The sequence below is a fragment of the Weizmannia sp. FSL K6-0777 genome (assembly GCF_038593185.1).
Taxonomy (GTDB): domain Bacteria; phylum Bacillota; class Bacilli; order Bacillales; family Bacillaceae_C; genus Weizmannia; species Weizmannia faecalis.
Map to the genome: position 1 here is coordinate 621,004 of NZ_CP151971.1, position 17,039 is coordinate 638,042.

The window sequence follows — 17,039 nt, forward strand, 5'->3', positions numbered from 1 at the left end:
GGCGAGCAGTTTCATACGAAACCTGCGCAAAAACAGGGCTGTGCCAGGCATTTCCGGTACAGCCCTGTCCTATTTTCCAAGTATATCCGCCTGGACGATGCATATATTGTATTGATAAACGATGAAATGAAAGCGTAATCATTATTAAAAAGGAGGACAACCCATGGATTTCACGCTGTCAGATGAGCAAAAAATGATTCAGCGAACGGTGCGGGAGTTTGTAAAAAAAGAATTGATGCCACTCGAGCAGGAGGTTTTAAAAAATGAACGCGAGGGGCGGCCGGGCCTGGCGGATAGCGTCATAAAAAATTTGCAAGAGAAAGCGAAGGCAGCCGGTTTCTGGGGGATTAATACGCCGGAAGAATATGGCGGCGCGAACCTCGGCCCCGTGATGACGGCGCTCCTCCAAATGGAACTCGGGCGCACCTTTGTCCCGTTCAGCTTCGGCGGTTCGGCGGATAATATTTTGTATGACTGTAATGAGGAACAAAAGCAAAAATATTTAATCCCGGTCATCAATGGAGAGCGGCGGTCATGCTTTGCCTTAACGGAACCGGGGGCGGGGTCTGATGCCGCGAATATTAAAATGACGGCCGTAAAAGACGGGGACCATTGGGTATTAAACGGCGAAAAAGTGTTCATTACAAACGGCAATGAAGCCGATTTTGCGATGGTATTTGCCGTCACGGACAAGGAAAAAGGGGCAAACGGCGGGGTAACCTGCTTCCTTGTTGATCGTGATATGGGGTGGCGGTCGGAATACATCCAGACGATGGGGGAGTGGGGGCCTGCTTCGCTCGTGTTCGAGGATGTCCGGGTGCCTGAAGCAAATATTCTCGGCGAACTGGGCAAGGGGTTCAGCCTTGGGATGAAGTGGATCGGCCAAGGGCGCTGGCTCATTCCGGCCAGAGCGGTCGGTGCCTCGGAACGGTTATTGCAAATGGCAATGGACTACGCAAAAACACGCGTTACTTTTGGCAAGCCTATTGCAGAACGGCAGGCGATCCAATGGATGATTGCCGATTCTAATGTTGAAATTGAAGCAACACGGTGGCTCGTTCTCCATGCGGCATGGCTTTCTGAAACGGGAAAGGACAACCGTCACTATGCCTCGATTGCAAAACTGTACGGCAGCAATATGGCCAACCGGGTTGTGGACCGGGTGCTGCAAATTCACGGCGGCATGGGATATACGAAAGAACTGCCGATTGAGCGGTGGTACCGGGAAATGCGGTTGTGGCGGATTTTCGAAGGCACGGACGAAATCCAGCGCTACATCATCTCCCGGAATCTGCTGCGCGGGCATGTGAAAGTGGGAGAGTTAATGGATTAACAGCTCATGCCCGGGTGGATAGAAAAAGCGCGTCTCCCGTCACTTTAACATAAATGGGGTGAAAAAATGCCGTTGCTACAAGATTTGCTGGAACAAAACATTGCACAGTTTGGCGAATACCCACTGTTTTATTACAGTGGGAAGACTTACAGCAATCTGGATGCGCAAAAATACGCCAACCGGATTGCCGGGAACCTGCAAAAAAACGGTATCCGGAAAGGGGACCGGGTGCTCGTTTGCATGCCCAACTGCCCGGAAGTGCTGTTTTCCTATCAGGGCATCGCAAGGACCGGCGCCATCATCGTACCGGTCATGTTTTTGCTGCATGCTGAAGAAATCGCCTATATTCTTCGGAATTCCGGTGCCAGGGCTGTTATCACAGACGCCGCTACAATGCCAAAACTCAGGCAGGCCATTTCCGGATTGCCGGAAAAACCGGTTGTTTTTTCGGCGGACGGTATAACATCCGACCCGTTGGAAAATGCCTTCACGCCGGTAACGGGAATCCGGGAAGACCATCCCGCTGTCATTTTATATACATCGGGCACAACCGGCAGTCCAAAAGGGGTCATCTTAACGCACAGGAATTTGTATTCGAATGCGGTGAATGCCGCAGCAAACACGAAAGAGGGGCGCGAAGTGACAATTGGTGTCCTGCCGCTTGCCCATGTGTACGGACTGACTGTTTCAAATGTATGCTATATCAAAGGGTATTCTGTCGTTGTTTTTGCAAAATTTGAGCCGGAACAGATTTTTGCAGCAATTGAAAAATACCGGGTCCGGTCTTTCTCAGTTGTCCCGGCAATAGTGTATGCGATGTACCATCACCCGAAGGCAGAAGCGTACGACCTGTCGAGCCTCGAATCACTTGGCTCCGGTTCAGCGCCGCTGCCGGAAGCATTACGGCGGGGATTTCTGGATAAATTCGGGGTGGAGGTGCTGGAAGGCTACGGGCTGTCGGAAGCCGCGCCGGTTGTCAGTTCTTATAAGGAGGGCATGCCGTATAAACCAGGGTCTGTCGGTGTGCCGATCCCTGGCGTTGAGATTAAAATTGTGGACCCGAATGATTTGGAAGTGCCGGCTGGCGAGGTCGGGGAGCTGGTCGTCCGCGGCGATAACATCACCCCTGGCTATTACCAAAATAGAGAAGAAACAGCGCGGGTTTTAAAGAACGGCTGGCTTTATACAGGGGATCTTGCGAAAGTGGATGAAGACGGCTATTTGTATATCGTCGACCGTAAAAAAGATTTAATCATTCGTGGCGGTTTTAATATTTATCCGCGTGATATCGAAGAACTGCTTGCCCGCCACCCCGCTGTGCTGGAGACAGCGGTGATCGGTGTGCCGGATGAGCGGATGGGGGAAGAAGTGCTTGCTTTTATCGTGAAGAAGCCGGGAGACGAAACATCAGCGCAGGATTTGGCCGCATATTGCCGCAAGCATCTCGCGAAAAACAAAGTGCCGAAAAAATTTGTCTTTCTAGATGACCTGCCGCGCAACGGGGTCGGGAAAATTTTAAAAACGCAGCTGAGGAAACAAGCTGCCGATTTGCAACCGTAATGGCGGTTGTTTTTTTTGTGCAAGCGCTGTGTCCGGCACAGAAAAAGGCTTTTACAGGAAAAATAGCGGCGAAGCGGGCGCCGCTACCTGTTATTGGAGTTGTGCCGGGACAGAAGATGTGTGATAGAAAATATTTTCCCTTGTTAACTGAAAGTGCTGCAAAAATGCCTCAAAATAAGCTTCAAATGGTTCCCCATTACGCACAAGCCTGTCGAGGTGCTTGGCGATGCCGACAATTTCGGAAATCACAAGTTGCGGGTTCTGTTCTAGATTTTTCCGGAAATAAAAAATTTCTTCGTGGATCATTTCGTCCGGCGCCACACCCCGCTTTACAGCAGACCGCGTTTTTTCTTCGCGCTCATAAATTTTGTTGATATACCGCTTCAGCAATTCTTCATATGTTTTTCTGTCCACCACCCCTTTATGGTGTGAAGTGATGAAAATTTGCGCATCTGTTTCCAACGTGGTTTTCGCGGATGCGATAAAGGCGTCAATGTCAGAGTCGGCGTTGTTGTACCACGGTCCGAAAGAAGCCAGGTCAAAATCGCCGGCAAACAGGACACCGTGTTCCGGAAAATACGGGCAGCAGTATCCTTCCGTATGGCCGGGCGCATGGATCATCAACATTTTCGTCCCATAAACATTGAGCTCTTCCCCGTACGGATACCATTTTTCCGTAAGGTTCAGCACTGGCTGCCAGTGCGGGCGGTTCCAGTTTTCAGGCGGCTTTTCAAACAGCTGCTTCATCCACTTTTTGCGGCTCTCCGGGTCGGCCGGGCTCAGCATACCGCTCGCTTTTGCCAGCTCTTCAACATCATTCAGTTTTTTTACATCATATGGATTGATTTGAATTTCGGCGTCTTTAAACAGGTACGCGCCCCAAATATGGTCCAGATGGTAATGGGTCAAATAAACAGACCGAATGGCGTATTCCTTTTTTATGTCATTTAAAATTTGAAAGCCGCTGCCGCAGTCAATGAGCGCCGTCCCTTGCCCGCCCTCGACGAGAAGCGAGGTACTGAACGGGACGCGGCTGCCGTTTTCCCCCGGAATGACGGTAAGCGGCCCGAATTTCGTATATGGCATGGGTAAGTCCCCCCTTTAAAATGAATGATCATTCATTTTTCTTTATTATAATGAATTTGAACCATTTTGTCTATTGCAAAAATACTTTTAACAATCTTCCCATATACGCTCTCATTGCCTTTTCCAAATCATAACCCCCATCATGCAAGCACCAGTCATACGTGACGCCCCGTGCTGCAATGAAGAGGTATTCCGTGATTTTTTCTGCAGGCATATCACGAACCATTTCTCCTGCTGTCTGGCCGTCTGCAATGATTTGTGCAAGTGTCTCCTGCATGCCGCGCCCCTTTTGGATAAACAGGCGGTTTTCTGCATGGTAAAGCTGCTTCATCATACTGATTCCTGTTTTTTCATTGTATTGTGCATAAATGGCAAAAAAGGCTGTGATCTTGTGTGGAAAATCGAGGTGTTTGAGACGTTCGCGCACTTGTTCTGCAAAATACACATCTGCCCGGCTGTACATTTCAAGAAGTAAGTCATTTTTCGAGGGAAAATAATGATAAAAAGCACCGACTGAAACGCCGGCCAGCCGGCAAATATCTTCAATTTTAATGTCTTTGTATCCTTTTTTGGCAAACAGCTCCATCGCTGTTTCGAAAATCCGGTTTTTCGTTTCCATCGCCTGTTTTTTCCTTTTGGTCAACGGCTTTTCATCCATCTTTCATTCCCCGATTCTTCATGATATGTAAAAAATTATGAAAGCAAGCCGCAGCCTTTGTCAATGCTTCCTCTACATATGTGAAAAATTTCACATTTTGTCTACCGATTTTTTATTATACCCATTCTATAATGAAAATGTTCACCGAATCCATTCGATGAAAATGGAAAATCCGGGGAGGCCTTTAAAATGAAATACAAAAAGCTATTTGAAACTGTGAAAATAAGGAATGTGGAACTCAAAAATCGTTATGCAATGGCACCAATGGGTCCGCTGGGTCTTGCCGATGCAGAAGGCGGTTTCAACCAGCGCGGGATTGAGTATTATACAGCCCGTGCGCGCGGGGGAACCGCTCTGATTATTACCGGCGTCACTTTCGTTGATAATGAAGTGGAAGAGCACGGAATGCCAAACGTACCTTGCCCGACCCATAACCCTGTCCATTTTGTCCGGACTTCCAAAGAAATGACAGAGCGCATCCATTCATATGATTCGAAAATTTTTCTGCAAATGAGCGCCGGTTTTGGCCGGGTGACGATCCCGACAAACCTTGGCGAGTACCCGCCGGTTGCACCGTCGCCAATCCCGCATCGCTGGCTGGATAAAACATGTCGCGAACTGACAGTTGAAGAAATTCATTCCATTGTCCGCAAATTCGGGGATGGGGCGTTCAATGCGAAGCGCGCCGGATTTGACGGGGTGCAAATCCATGCTGTGCACGAAGGCTATTTGCTCGACCAGTTTGCGATTGCGTTTTTCAACAAACGTACCGATGCATACGGTGGCCCGCTTGAAAATCGCCTTCGTTTTGCCCGGGAAATTGTCGAGGAAATTAAACAGCGCTGTGGCGAAGATTTTCCTGTGACGCTCCGCTTCAGCCCGAAAAGTTTTATCAAGGATTGGCGGGAAGGGGCACTGCCTGGCGAGGAGTTTGAAGAAAAAGGCCGCGATTTGGATGAAGGCATCGAGGCAGCAAAGCTGCTCGTTTCCTACGGCTATGATGCTCTGGACGTCGATGTTGGTTCTTATGATTCATGGTGGTGGAGCCATCCTCCGATGTACCAGAAGAAGGGGCTTTACATTCCGTATGCCAGGCTGGTGAAGGAAGCTGTCGATGTGCCTGTCCTTTGCGCGGGCCGCATGGACAATCCGGATCTTGCACTTGCCGCACTGGAAGACGGAGCATGTGATATTATCAGCTTGGGCCGCCCGTTATTGGCTGACCCGGATTACGTCAATAAGCTCCGAACCGGGCAGGTTGCCGATATCCGCCCGTGTCTGTCATGCCATGAAGGCTGCATGGGTCGGATCCAGGAGTATTCTTCCTTAGGCTGCGCAGTGAATCCGGCTGCCTGTCGAGAAAAAGAAGCAGCATTGACACCTGCTTTAAAAAAGAAACGCGTACTGATTGCAGGCGGCGGCGTGGCCGGATGCGAAGCTGCCCGTGTGCTTGCATTGCGCGGCCATGAACCGGTCATTTTTGAAAAATCGAACCGTTTAGGCGGCAACTTGATCCCTGGCGGCGCACCTGATTTTAAAGAAGATGACCTGGCGCTTGTTGCCTGGTATGAGCATACGTTGGAACGCCTTGGCGTAGAAATTCATTTGAATACTGCATTGACAAAAGAAGAAATTTTGGCTGCAAACGTGGATGCCGTGCTGATTGCAACGGGTTCGAATCCGAAAATTTTGCCGCTCGACGGAAAAAACAAAGTATTTACAGCAGAAGATGTTTTGCTCGATAAAGTGGATGCCGGGCAACATGTTGTCATTGTCGGCGGCGGTCTTGTCGGCTGCGAACTGGCTTTGAACCTTGCAGAAAAAGGAAAAGATGTCTCGCTTGTGGAAATGCAGGACAAACTGCTGGCAGTTAATGGTCCGCTTTGCCACGCTAACTCGGACATGCTGGAAAGACTCGTACCGTTTAAAGGTGTTCAAGTCTACACTTCTTCAAAAATAGTAGATACGACAGAAAAGACAGCCGTTGTGGATGTTGACGGCGAATTGCGTGAAATTGAAGCAGACAGCATTGTGCTCGCAGTCGGCTACTCGGCTGAAAAATCACTCTATGAAGATTTAAAGTTTGAGGTTGCCGATCTTCATGTGGTTGGCGATGCCCGCAAGGTCGCAAACATCATGTATGCCATCTGGGATGCTTACGAAGTCGCGGCAAATCTGTAAAGTTTAAGGAAACCCGCCAAAGATTTTCCGGCGGGTTTCCTTGTTTTTAAAGCAGGAGACCTTGTGGTTATTTTGATTATTTTTGTTTTTGCTGATTTTTTTCATAACAGTCATCTTCAAAAAACGGACGGGAAGATTTGCCGTATCTCGGCGTACCTCCATCACTGTTTGTAATAATATGCGCTTTTTCGAGGGAATAGGTGTTGGCAGCTGTGGCTTGGACTTCATCCCAAAATATCTGAATGGCTTCCGTCCTCATGATGACTGTGGGGCTGACGCAGGAAGCCCCTTTTGCCATTGATTTCCCATCCCTCATAGAGAATGGCGTGGTGGACTTCCATATGCTGTTTCTTTTTCAGTCCCTGAATTGCCATCTGCTTCAGAGAACAGGTAGTCTGCCTTCTTCCCATCAGGCAGTGAAGCAGCTATTTCCAGCTCTTCTTGGTTGGATGAAGCTCTCTAAAGCATGCTGCTTCTGACATATAAAAAGAGTATCAGGAAATACCCGGCATAGTCCGACGTGATATAAAATAGAAGGCTGAAACTTTTTACACTTTTTGCGATTTTGATTATAATAGGCTTTGTACATATCGGGACGAGGAGGAAATGCCAGTGGCAAAGTTAGATGAGACATTGTCCATGTTGAAAGATTTAACCGATGCAAAAGGGATTGCCGGCAATGAAGCAGAAGTGCGTGCCGTTGTCAAAAAATACATAGAGCCGTATGCCGATGAACTTGACACAGACGGCCTCGGCAGCTTAATTGCAAAGAAAACGGGGCAGGCGGACGGCCCGAAAATTATGATCGCCGGCCATATGGATGAAGTTGGTTTCATGGTGACACAAATTGATGAGTCGGGCTTTCTGCGCTTCCAAACGATCGGCGGCTGGTGGTCACAGGTGATGCTTGCCCAACGCGTTACGGTTGTAACAGATAAAGGTGATGTGACAGGTGTGATCGGATCGAAGCCACCACATATTTTATCACCGGATGCACGCAAAAAATCGTACGAAATCAAGGATATGTTCATTGATATTGGTGCCACAAGCCGGGAAGAAGCGCTTGAATGGGGCGTAAAACCGGGCGACATGGTGGTGCCTTACTTTGAATTTACGGTTATGAAAAATGAAAAAATGCTGCTTGCCAAAGCCTGGGATAACCGGATCGGCTGTGCAGTTGTCATTGATGTGCTAAAAAATCTGCATAAAGAAAACCATCCGAACATCGTTTACGGTGTAACAAATGTCCAGGAAGAAGTGGGCTTGCGCGGCGCGAAGACGGCAGCCAGCAAAGTGAAACCGGATATTGCCTTTGCACTTGATGTCGGGATTGCCGGGGACACCCCAGGAATCTCCGAGAAAGAAGCACTCAGCAAAATGGGCAAAGGTCCGCAAATCGTGATTTACGACGCTTCAATGGTGGCGCATAAAGGCTTGCGCGATACGGTTGTGAAAGTTGCTGAAGAGTTAAATATCCCGTACCAGTTTGAATCGATTCCGGGCGGCGGAACAGACGCCGGCTCCATTCACTTAACGGGCAGCGGCATTCCATCTCTTGCCATCACGATTGCAACACGCTATATCCACTCGCACGCCGGCATCTTGCACCGTGATGATTACGAAAATACTGTTAAACTAATAACAGAAGTGATCAAACGTCTCGACCGCAAAACAGTAAACCATATTATTTTTGACTAAAATCATAAAAATTCCGGGCACTTTTTGATGTCCGGATTTTTTTATGAATAAAGTTTTCCGATAGTCCACCAAAAAGCTCTTTATGCAAAAATTTGCCACCAAGTATTCTCTTCTTTTGTCCGCCTTTCCTCTTATTGGTATCTCATGGGGATGATGATTGCCGCCACCATCTGAATATCCTGGTTTTAGTTAGTGGAGAAAGGGAAATAAGTAACCAAGTTAGCTCAAAAGACCTAATTTTTGAAAAAATATTAAAACGAGAAGCTGGTTGATAGAAAATAGTGGTAAAATAAACCGTTTGTACACTCGAACAAGGGGAGGCGGTGAGCGAAGGATGGATAAAAGCGATCTGATCCGCAAAAGGGAAAACATGCAGGCTCAGGCAGCAGCAGCGAGGCAGGATGCTGCACTGCTTGAAGAAAAAATCGAGCGGCTGTATCGGGCAAAGGGGCGAATGGAGGGAGTCATTGAAGGCGCATGGCAGCACGAAAGGAAGGTGGCGCATATTAATTTTCATCCACCCTCTTGGAAAGGCACAACGAAAAATAAGTATTTGAATCACTTGCATAAAATAGAGTCGTCTGTACGCCAATATGTGCATCATCTCCGAAATACGGAGGACAGGCTGGAAGAAGAAATCCGGCGCCTTGCGAACCAGCTGAATGAGGCACAAAGCAATTTATCATATTTGCAGTCGTATATTTCTAACTTGAGCCAGGAAATTGTGGAAGGGGATTAAGTGATGGGAGAAATTGCGATCAATCAAACCGTCTTCCGTGCAGTGCTCAGCCAAGCGGACAGTACCAGGTCTACGCTTGAGGGCATTAAGCCGGTAAAAATAACACTGCAGCAGCCGCCGGATTTAAAAAGCATGAGAGAACAGCTTGAAATAGTGGGGAAACTGCAGAACACGTTGAAACTGTACAGCGCGCTTCTCGATGCGGACTTGCGGAAACTGGAACAATTAGGGAATGAGATGGTACAGCAGGATGATCACATCGGCCAGTCTTTTCACAGGCTTGAGAATTAAAGAGGGGAAAGGGTTGAATGTTGCACCATGAAAGTTGAATTTGAAGAACTGCTGCATCTGCAAAAAGAAATCGACCGGAGCACAAAAGAAATGGCGGCAAGGCTGGAAGTTGTAAGGCAAAAAACAAACGCGATCAGTAGGCTGCAATCTTTTAAAGGGAAAGCGGCAGATTCAGCAAAACATTATTTTCACACTACCCACGGTGAAATGATTGAAGCACTGGTGACAGCTGCCCGGCAAGTTCAGCACCGGTACAACCAAATCATTTCCGAATTTGAGGGTACAGTGGATGATTCGCCAGGCGCGGTACTGCACGCTGATTATATGCATGACCTTAATCAAAAAACGCGCATATTGAAAAACCAAATGATGGACATCTACCATGAAGGATTACAAGTTTTGCACAGCATTTCCGATATTGTATCCATTCCGGCACCGGACTTGGGCCATTTCATAGAAAGCGCTGAAGCATCACAAAAATTTGCGAATGAAGTGAATGAAAAACTCCACGCCTTTGACCGCAAAGCCCTGCAAATCGTCGAAGAAAGCCGCCGCGACGTGGACAGGGTGATGAAGAAAGTGATGGAAGCAGGAGAAAGGAGTTTGGTTGGGGGCGGACAAGCTGACTGTTTGAATGATAATGATTCGTCACTACATGAACAACAAGTGTTTGTCGATAAATTAGCAATATTTATTTTAATGAGCAATGGCTTTAAAGCAATGCAACGTACTTATAAATACATTAATAAGTCTAACACCCTGTTGATTGCTGCTATCCAGTTCTATATTTATTAGAAACTGGATAAGGGGAGGCGCAAAGCATTTAAAAGTGAGCTTTTCCATAATTTTACAAAGGAAGAGTATCGAACATTTAATAATTATATGAATAATACAATCTATAAAATAAATGGAAAAGCTCTTTTAAATCATCTGGCTAAATACAAAGGGAAGGCACTTTCAAGAGAAAATTTTAATCATTTACTTGAGTCTATTGAAACGTTTGGCAGAGAACGTGGGAAACTTGCAATGAAGAAAGAATTTGAAAACCTTTATGGAATAGATAAATTTAGAGAGATGAAGAAACTATCTCCAATTAAAAAAGCTGTGAAAATATCAACAACATTTGTAGACGAATTTGCTGGAAAAAAATATAAAGCAATTAAAAAAACTGTCAGATCTCTCCCAGAGTGGAAAAAACCAAAAGTTGCATACAAAAATTTGACAGAAGAAATAAAAGAAAGTTTTAAAGGCCTGAATACATTGGGAAAAGGGGCAAAAGTAGCCGGAAAAGCACTAGGCCCGCTAGGTTACGGACTTATAGCTGCGGATAATTACAAAAAGTATAAGGGTGACACGCAAAAAGTTGTAGTTGGAACTGTTGTAGACGGTGCTTTTGGCACGGCAGCTACTGCGGCAGGTACAGCAATTGGTTCCGCATTCTTTCCTCCGATTGGCACGGTAGTTGGATTTGGAGTTGGGACAATGGTTAGTTACGGGATAAATTATAAGTGGGGAAATTCATCCAAGAGTATATCTGATCAAAGTAAAAAGGGAATAAACAAGGGAATAGATTCGATTGAAAAAGTCAGCAAAAGTATAGGAGACAGTGTAGCGAAATGGTTTAAATAAAAATTAAGAGTTAATAATGAAGAAAAAATAGGATGATATGAAGGAGAGAGAAAAAATCTTAACGAAAGAAAACTTTGAAGAAATCAAGTTAGAAGTTCAAGAAGGCCGATTAACAATGGATCGAATGAAATTTTTCTTAATCGCTGCTTTTCTCTACTCAATCGTTTTTGTTGGAATAGGATATGCAGTAGCCCATGCGAATACAGTAGGATGGGACAATTTATCAGCAGGCTGGCATTTTATTTATAATGAGGATGAGGCATTTATGAGTATTATATTTCGTTCTTTATTTGGTTACTTATTATTGGGCTAGTAGTTCACGTGGCTGTTATGCTTGTATAGATAAACAAACTAAAAAATTACGGATCAGAATGTCGGGAGAAAATATATGAAATACGGTATTGCTGGCATTGGTTATTTTTTTCTCATTGTTGTAAAACAGTTTGGAACGTTTTACGAAAAAAGGACCGTTATGATGAATAAGTTAAAATCTTAGAATAAATGACACTTAAAAATTATTAAGGGGTTAAGTTAATGGAGAATTCCAAATATGAAAAGAAAGAGATTATAAGCGGTAGAATGAATTTTAATGTTATGAAAGATCGCTTGCAGCTCGATAAAAAGGATTTACTGACACTTTTCATTTTCATGGACCACATGATAAAACTCGAAAGTCATTACCAAAAGGAATTTAACCAGGAAATCAAAAATTGGGAGGGCGGCACGATGATAACGTATGAAGATGAACTAAAACAAGAAGCAAGAGAAGAAGGGAGAAAAGAAGGAAGAGAAGAAGGGAGAAAAGAAGGACTACAAGAAGGTAAACGAGAAGGAAGACAAGAAGGAAAAATAGAAATCACCCGAAACCTCATTAAACTTGGGGCATCCCTTGATTTTATCAAAAAGGCAACAGGCTTTTCTGAAAAAAAGGTCCTTGAAATAAAAGAGAAGCTGGAAAAGGAATAAGGTCTGATGGCTTTGAAATAGGAGGGCGGCATGATGATAACGTATGAAGATGAACTAAAACAAGAAGCAAGAGAAGAAGGGAGAAAAGAAGGACTACAAGAAGGTAAACGAGAAGGAAGACAAGAAGGGAAAATCGAGATCACCCGAAATCTCATTAAACTTGGGATGCCACTAGATTTTATCAAAAAGGCAACAGGCTTTTCTGAAAAAAAGATCCTTGAAATAAAGGAGAAGCTGGAAAAGGAATAAGGGCTGATGGCTTTGAAATGGGAGGGCGGCATGATAATAACGTATGCGGATGGACTAAGAAAAGAAGGGAAACGAACATGAACCGACTGTGCGTAAAGATGTAAATTCCAAATTCAACTTATATAGTCTTCGCATATGCGATGCGATAAATGCCTCAAATGTCTGAGTTGGCGTTGTTGTACCACAGGTTAAAAGAGGCCAGGTCAAAATCGCAGGCAAAAGGATACGTGCTTCGGAAATATATGGGCAGCAGTGTCCTTCCGTATGGCCGGGCGGATGGATCATCGACATTTCATTCCATTTACATCAAACTTTTCCCCGTACGGATATCATTTTTCCGTATGGTTCAGCAACGGCTGCCGGTTTTCAGGCGTTTTTCAAACAGCTGTTTTGTCCACTTTTTGCGGTTCTCCGCGTCGGCCGGGCTCAGCATGCCGCTCGCTTTTGTCAGTTTTTCTATCTCATTCAGTTTTTTACATCTTAAATTTTGGCACTTTTAAAAAGATACGCCTCCAAAATATGGTCCAGATGGTAATGGGTAAGATAAACAGACTGGACGGCGTATTCCTTTTTTTATTTCGTCGAAAATTTCAAAGCCGCTGCCGCAGTCAATCAGCCCGCCCTCTGCCCGCCATCCACGAAAAGCAGGTACTGAACGGGACGCGGCTGTCATTTTCCCCGGAAAATAGTAGTGGCACCACGAATTTAACGTAGACACGGGTAATTCCTCCTTTAAAATGAATGATTGTTCATCCCCTTTATTATATTTAAATCCGCTTGTTCTATCTATTCAACAAAACAGATAAAATCATTGGCCTGATTTGTGATATAATTTGATCTTAAAAGAGAGAGAAATAACAATTATTGAGAGGTGAAGCCATTGGCTGAAACCATTTTTACAATACTGGTTATGCTGTCACTGGGCGCCCCAATTGCAGCTTATGTTGTTCTTCTGCTGCTTGGTTTTTTGGATAAGGAGCTGGATTATTTGCAGCTGGAGAATAAAAAAATGGAAATGGAAAAAGAACTGCACAGAGTGGAATATTTACAGCTTAGTCAGCAAATCCAGCCCCACTTTTTATTTAACTCTTTGAATGCAATGCTCTCGCTGAACAGGCTTGGAAGGACAAAAGATTTAACGCATGCACTTGAGGAATTTTCAAAGTTTTTGCGTTACAAATATACGGAAAAAGATGCGCTTGTCGCTTTCGAAGAAGAACTGGCTTATACAAGTCACTATATTTCCATTCAACAAATCCGGTTCGGTAACCGCCTGAAAGTAAAGATAGATATTCAGGAAGATGCGAGGCGAACCTATATGCCTCCTTATATGATGCAAACCTTGGTGGAAAATGCTTTCAAACACGGGTTGGAGAAACAGCCCGGCGAGAAGTATTTGCAAATTGGATTGGAAAGAGAAGGAAATTGGGTGATACTGTTTGTGGCAGATAACGGGCCAGGGTCAGAAAATGCCAGTTTCGGCGTTTTAGGGGTAGGGCTTATCAATGTTAAGAGGCGATTAGAATTAATCTATGATTTACATTCAGAATTATCTATCAACAGAGAGGCTGGGAGTACGATTTTAACAGTCAAATGGCCGTATACACCGGAGGGAAAAGTATGAATATATTAATTGTTGATGATGAAATACTTGAATTGGAGCAACTCGTGTTTTTAATCCGGCAACGTTATCCAGAGTGGGAGCTGTTTGAAGCCGAAGATGCAGTGCAGGCAAAAAAGATGCTGGAAAATCATCCGATTGATTTATCTTTCTTGGATATCCGTTTGCCAGGGGAAAGTGGATTGGAATTATGTGCATATATAAGGGAGAATTATAAATCGGAATGTGTGATGATAACAGCTCATGCAGATTTCCAATATGCACAGCATGCCATTAAACTGCATGTTTTTGATTATCTTGTTAAACCGATTATCACAGAAGAACTGTACCGGATGCTTGAAAACTATGTGAATAAATATGGTTATATTGAAGGATTGTCCTCTGACATACAGGAAGTAATTCGAATTATCCGGGAAGACTTTCATTCAAAAATCAATTTGGCTGATCTTGCAAGCCAGGTGCATGTTTCCCCAAATTATTTAAGCCGGAAATTTTCCAAAGAACTTGGGATGAGTTTTCAGGAGTATTTGATTAAATACCGGATTGAGATGGCGAAAGTTTTTCTTAAAGCACACCCCGAATGGTCCATTCAAAAAATAGCGGAAGAAACAGGTTTTGCTTCGATTTATCATTTTAGCCAATCCTTTAAAAAACACGTGCTGGAAACACCAACACAATACAGGGAGAAATTGCATCATGATTGATTGGTACATCATTTTGTTTACATTTGCTGCGGTTATCGTTTTTAACCTTGAGGAAATTAACCGCCAGGGCTTTCTTCAATCAATATTTCCGGCCGTGGGTTTTGGCATGAAAAAAGGCACCGTTTTGTTGTGGATATCCTTATTTACGCAAACGTTGCTGGCTGTTCCGATCTTTAGCATCTTCCACTTTGGTTTCATTAATAGTTTCTTTGCTTTTACAATCATTTTATATTTGGCTTATCTATGTGTGCAGCATTTGACTAAACGTATTCAATTAAACAGCCGGAGTGTGCCGACATTATTGGACGCCTATAAAAACAGATTAACACCTAAAGGCTTTAAATTTGCATTCTTTATACTACTGGTTGCAAACCTTGAAGGGCTCATATTGCAGCTATCTATTGGTGGGCATATTTTTTTCGAGTATTTTCACATGCCTTCTTACATGCTTACCGGGTTTGCAGCACTATTTTGTTTTATTGTTGCCGGATTGGGCGGCATGCATGTTATTTACAGAACTGGCTATTCATTTTTGATCTTGTGCGGGTTCATTCTTTTTTTTATCCCATCGTTTTTCTATCTAAGGGAAGGGATTCACCATGTTTATCAAGACTACGGTACAATGCTTTTTCCGCATTCACCAAATATCTTTCTTTTTGCAGTAGCTTTTCTTATGGCCTTAATTGGATTGTTAATCTCCCATTTGTTTTTATGGCAAGTCATTTGTTCGACCAAGCAAAATTACAAGCAAAACTCAGTGCGGCTGGCTTTTTTCTGCTTTTCTAGTGTGCCGCTTTCGGCCATGATCTTTACCGTATATTTATTAAGCCGGTTTCATATCACGACATTAACAGAGCTGGGCCAAGCCATTTTTTCCGCTCCGTTTTCCCCTTTCATTCGGACAATGATTACGATTGTCTGGTTGTTCAGTATGTTAAATGAAACCATGATTTCGATCTTTTCTCTAGCTATTATATTTGTATATATTTTTGGGGAAAAATGGATCATTCAAAATCGCAAAAAATATTTTTTTGTTTTTCTCCTTTTTGTCCTGTTGGTTTTGCTCTGTTCAACCATATTGGTAAATCACATGGTCTATTTATGGAAATTTTACTTTTTGTTTTATGTAGCTGTATCGTTTCCATTTTATGCTTTGCTTGTCGGGGAAAAAAGGAGGACGGTCCGGGTTCCGGTATCCGGTTGTATTACCGGGATGCTTGGTTATGGAATTGCTGTCTGTACCGGTAAGTTTACTGCCGGGCTTGCAGTGACTGTAGCAGGCACCCTTATAACAGGCTTGGCAGTGTTTCTGACAGCAAAGAGTAAAGATTTAATAAAATAATGTAAAGATTTTATAAAAAATAATCTTCGAAATATTTTAAGATGTAACACAAGGAGGCTGAGAATATGGAACATCTACTTACAAAAGAGACGTATGTCTATTCAATGAGCGCAAAAAACAAACCTGCTCTGTGTGTTGAATCAGGAGAGAAGATTGTGGTGGAAACGTACGATTGCTTTTTGAATCAAATTGAAAGCGAAAAAACAGCTTATCATGCTATTGATTGGAATCAGATTAATCCGGCAACCGGTCCGGTCTATGTGGAAGGTGCAGCACCTGGAGATATTTTAAAGGTAGAAATTAAGAAAATTGAACTGGGTCAAGAAGGCACGATGGTAACGGGACCGGAACTTGGCGTTTTAGGGAATGAAATTACAGACTTTTCGATTAAAAAAATTCAAATTGAAAATGACATGGTAGCTTTTAATGAAAATATTCATTTCCCATTGAGGCCAATGATTGGTGTGATTGGGGTTGCCCCCCATGAAGGAGAAGTAAATTGTGGTACACCGGGAGAACATGGCGGCAATATGGATACCACTTTAATTACGGAGGGTGCAACGTTGTACTTCCCGGTATTCCATGAAGGTGCGTTGTTTTCTTTAGGGGATGTCCACGCTTCAATGGGAGATGGAGAAGTGTGCGTATCCGGCGTTGAGATTCCAGCGAGGGTAACCGTCGTTCTGACTGTCATAAAAGGGCAAACCATTCATACCCCTGTTGTTGAAAATCAAGACGGCTTTGCTTTTATCGTGTCAAAGCCGACGCTGGATGAAGCAGCAGAGGGGGCGGTAAAAGAAATGGTTCATTATTTGGCCAAGCGATCCGGCTTACCGGTTAGTGATGTTACGATGTTATTAAGCGCAGCCGGGGACGTACAGGTCAGCCAGATTGTTGACCCGCTGAGAACAGCGAGAATGTTCGTGCCAAAATTGATCGTTCATCAACTAGGAATAAAAGAAATCTTTTAGGAGGCGGGCAA

Annotated in this window: 17 protein-coding genes and 1 pseudogene; 15 read left to right on the forward strand and 3 right to left on the reverse strand. The window is 44.2% G+C overall.

Translation table 11 applies throughout. The annotated features are described in order from the left end of the window. Positions 1-163: 163 nt before the first annotated feature. Together NST70_RS02855 and NST70_RS02860 are read left to right on the forward strand one after the other, a co-directional pair. Entirely contained in the window at positions 164-1,333 is a 1,170-nt protein-coding gene (locus NST70_RS02855; protein WP_014096095.1) for an acyl-CoA dehydrogenase family protein, read from the forward strand. Positions 1,334-1,399: 66 nt separating this feature from the next. Continuing rightward, positions 1,400-2,893 carry a long-chain fatty acid--CoA ligase gene (locus NST70_RS02860; protein WP_260832404.1) on the forward strand — a complete coding sequence of 498 codons (1,494 nt, stop codon included), beginning with the start codon at positions 1,400-1,402 and terminating at the stop codon, positions 2,891-2,893. Positions 2,894-2,983: 90 nt separating this feature from the next. Here NST70_RS02860 and NST70_RS02865 read toward each other — a convergent pair whose 3' ends face one another. Both NST70_RS02865 and NST70_RS02870 read right to left on the reverse strand, forming a co-directional pair. Beyond that, positions 2,984-3,979, reverse strand: a complete 996-nt coding sequence (locus tag NST70_RS02865; protein WP_260832405.1) for an MBL fold metallo-hydrolase — start codon at positions 3,977-3,979, stop codon at positions 2,984-2,986. Positions 3,980-4,049: 70 nt separating this feature from the next. After that, on the reverse strand, positions 4,050-4,637 hold the full coding sequence (locus tag NST70_RS02870; protein WP_061577408.1) for a TetR/AcrR family transcriptional regulator: 588 nt from the start codon (positions 4,635-4,637) through the stop codon (positions 4,050-4,052). A 189-nt stretch (positions 4,638-4,826) separates the two neighbouring features. On the opposite strand from NST70_RS02870, the gene NST70_RS02875 reads away from it, so the two are divergent. Continuing rightward, positions 4,827-6,818: an FAD-dependent oxidoreductase gene (locus tag NST70_RS02875; RefSeq protein ID WP_035182437.1), complete on the forward strand. Its 1,992-nt coding sequence runs from the start codon at positions 4,827-4,829 to the stop codon at positions 6,816-6,818. Between the two features lie 154 nt (positions 6,819-6,972). Here the strand turns inward: NST70_RS02875 and NST70_RS02880 are convergent. Further along, positions 6,973-7,259 (reverse strand): annotated as a pseudogene (locus NST70_RS02880) (ISLre2 family transposase); the annotation flags it as partial. A 171-nt stretch (positions 7,260-7,430) separates the two neighbouring features. Between NST70_RS02880 and NST70_RS02885 the strand changes: the two are divergent. The 12 genes from NST70_RS02885 to NST70_RS02940 all read left to right on the forward strand — a co-directional run bounded on the left by NST70_RS02885 (position 7,431) and on the right by NST70_RS02940 (position 17,028). Next, on the forward strand, positions 7,431-8,516 hold the full coding sequence (locus NST70_RS02885; protein WP_026104662.1) for a M42 family metallopeptidase: 1,086 nt from the start codon (positions 7,431-7,433) through the stop codon (positions 8,514-8,516). Between the two features lie 334 nt (positions 8,517-8,850). Continuing rightward, positions 8,851-9,255, forward strand: a complete 405-nt coding sequence (locus tag NST70_RS02890) for a DUF5082 domain-containing protein (RefSeq protein ID WP_342475695.1) — start codon at positions 8,851-8,853, stop codon at positions 9,253-9,255. 3 nt (positions 9,256-9,258) lie between these two features. Beyond that, positions 9,259-9,546 (forward strand): hypothetical protein, encoded by a 288-nt coding sequence (locus tag NST70_RS02895; protein WP_014096087.1) that lies wholly within the window; start codon positions 9,259-9,261, stop codon positions 9,544-9,546. 27 nt (positions 9,547-9,573) lie between these two features. After that, the gene (locus tag NST70_RS02900) at positions 9,574-10,341 is read left to right on the forward strand and encodes a T7SS effector LXG polymorphic toxin (RefSeq protein WP_014096086.1); all 768 of its coding nucleotides are present in this window, start codon (positions 9,574-9,576) and stop codon (positions 10,339-10,341) included. Positions 10,342-10,428: 87 nt separating this feature from the next. Further along, a complete protein-coding gene (locus NST70_RS02905; protein WP_328228391.1) occupies positions 10,429-11,175 on the forward strand; it encodes a hypothetical protein in 747 nt (248 codons plus the stop codon). Positions 11,176-11,212: 37 nt separating this feature from the next. Continuing rightward, positions 11,213-11,488, forward strand: coding sequence for a hypothetical protein (locus NST70_RS02910; RefSeq protein ID WP_014096084.1), 276 nt, complete (start codon positions 11,213-11,215; stop codon positions 11,486-11,488). Between the two features lie 221 nt (positions 11,489-11,709). Next, positions 11,710-12,141 (forward strand): hypothetical protein, encoded by a 432-nt coding sequence (locus NST70_RS02915; RefSeq protein ID WP_230090520.1) that lies wholly within the window; start codon positions 11,710-11,712, stop codon positions 12,139-12,141. Between the two features lie 33 nt (positions 12,142-12,174). After that, positions 12,175-12,390, forward strand: a complete 216-nt coding sequence (locus tag NST70_RS02920) for a hypothetical protein (protein ID WP_035182436.1) — start codon at positions 12,175-12,177, stop codon at positions 12,388-12,390. 871 nt (positions 12,391-13,261) lie between these two features. Further along, the gene (locus NST70_RS02925) at positions 13,262-14,014 is read left to right on the forward strand and encodes a histidine kinase (protein WP_225620958.1); all 753 of its coding nucleotides are present in this window, start codon (positions 13,262-13,264) and stop codon (positions 14,012-14,014) included. Next, positions 14,011-14,715 carry a response regulator gene (locus NST70_RS02930; RefSeq protein WP_014096079.1) on the forward strand — a complete coding sequence of 235 codons (705 nt, stop codon included), beginning with the start codon at positions 14,011-14,013 and terminating at the stop codon, positions 14,713-14,715. Before NST70_RS02925 ends, NST70_RS02930 begins: the two co-directional genes overlap by 4 nt. A 673-nt stretch (positions 14,716-15,388) precedes the next feature. Next, positions 15,389-16,057: a hypothetical protein gene (locus tag NST70_RS02935; protein WP_230090522.1), complete on the forward strand. Its 669-nt coding sequence runs from the start codon at positions 15,389-15,391 to the stop codon at positions 16,055-16,057. 65 nt (positions 16,058-16,122) lie between these two features. Beyond that, positions 16,123-17,028 carry an acetamidase/formamidase family protein gene (locus tag NST70_RS02940; protein WP_014096077.1) on the forward strand — a complete coding sequence of 302 codons (906 nt, stop codon included), beginning with the start codon at positions 16,123-16,125 and terminating at the stop codon, positions 17,026-17,028. The last annotated feature ends 11 nt before the right edge of the window (positions 17,029-17,039 follow it).

What these genes read in the sequence shown, in the direction of transcription:
- NST70_RS02920 (WP_035182436.1), top strand. Translation starts at nt 12,175, where the DNA reads ATGATAACGTATGAAGATGAACTAAAACAAGAAGCAAGAGAAGAAGGG.
- NST70_RS02930 (WP_014096079.1), top strand. Translation starts at nt 14,011, where the DNA reads ATGAATATATTAATTGTTGATGATGAAATACTTGAATTGGAGCAACTC.
- NST70_RS02895 (WP_014096087.1), top strand. Translation starts at nt 9,259, where the DNA reads ATGGGAGAAATTGCGATCAATCAAACCGTCTTCCGTGCAGTGCTCAGC.
- NST70_RS02855 (WP_014096095.1), top strand. Translation starts at nt 164, where the DNA reads ATGGATTTCACGCTGTCAGATGAGCAAAAAATGATTCAGCGAACGGTG.
- NST70_RS02865 (WP_260832405.1), bottom strand. Translation starts at nt 3,979, where the DNA reads ATGCCATATACGAAATTCGGGCCGCTTACCGTCATTCCGGGGGAAAAC.
- NST70_RS02870 (WP_061577408.1), bottom strand. Translation starts at nt 4,637, where the DNA reads ATGGATGAAAAGCCGTTGACCAAAAGGAAAAAACAGGCGATGGAAACG.
- NST70_RS02915 (WP_230090520.1), top strand. Translation starts at nt 11,710, where the DNA reads ATGGAGAATTCCAAATATGAAAAGAAAGAGATTATAAGCGGTAGAATG.
- NST70_RS02890 (WP_342475695.1), top strand. Translation starts at nt 8,851, where the DNA reads ATGGATAAAAGCGATCTGATCCGCAAAAGGGAAAACATGCAGGCTCAG.
- NST70_RS02900 (WP_014096086.1), top strand. Translation starts at nt 9,574, where the DNA reads ATGAAAGTTGAATTTGAAGAACTGCTGCATCTGCAAAAAGAAATCGAC.
- NST70_RS02860 (WP_260832404.1), top strand. Translation starts at nt 1,400, where the DNA reads ATGCCGTTGCTACAAGATTTGCTGGAACAAAACATTGCACAGTTTGGC.
- NST70_RS02905 (WP_328228391.1), top strand. Translation starts at nt 10,429, where the DNA reads ATGAATAATACAATCTATAAAATAAATGGAAAAGCTCTTTTAAATCAT.
- NST70_RS02910 (WP_014096084.1), top strand. Translation starts at nt 11,213, where the DNA reads ATGAAGGAGAGAGAAAAAATCTTAACGAAAGAAAACTTTGAAGAAATC.
- NST70_RS02935 (WP_230090522.1), top strand. Translation starts at nt 15,389, where the DNA reads ATGGCCTTAATTGGATTGTTAATCTCCCATTTGTTTTTATGGCAAGTC.
- NST70_RS02875 (WP_035182437.1), top strand. Translation starts at nt 4,827, where the DNA reads ATGAAATACAAAAAGCTATTTGAAACTGTGAAAATAAGGAATGTGGAA.
- NST70_RS02940 (WP_014096077.1), top strand. Translation starts at nt 16,123, where the DNA reads ATGGAACATCTACTTACAAAAGAGACGTATGTCTATTCAATGAGCGCA.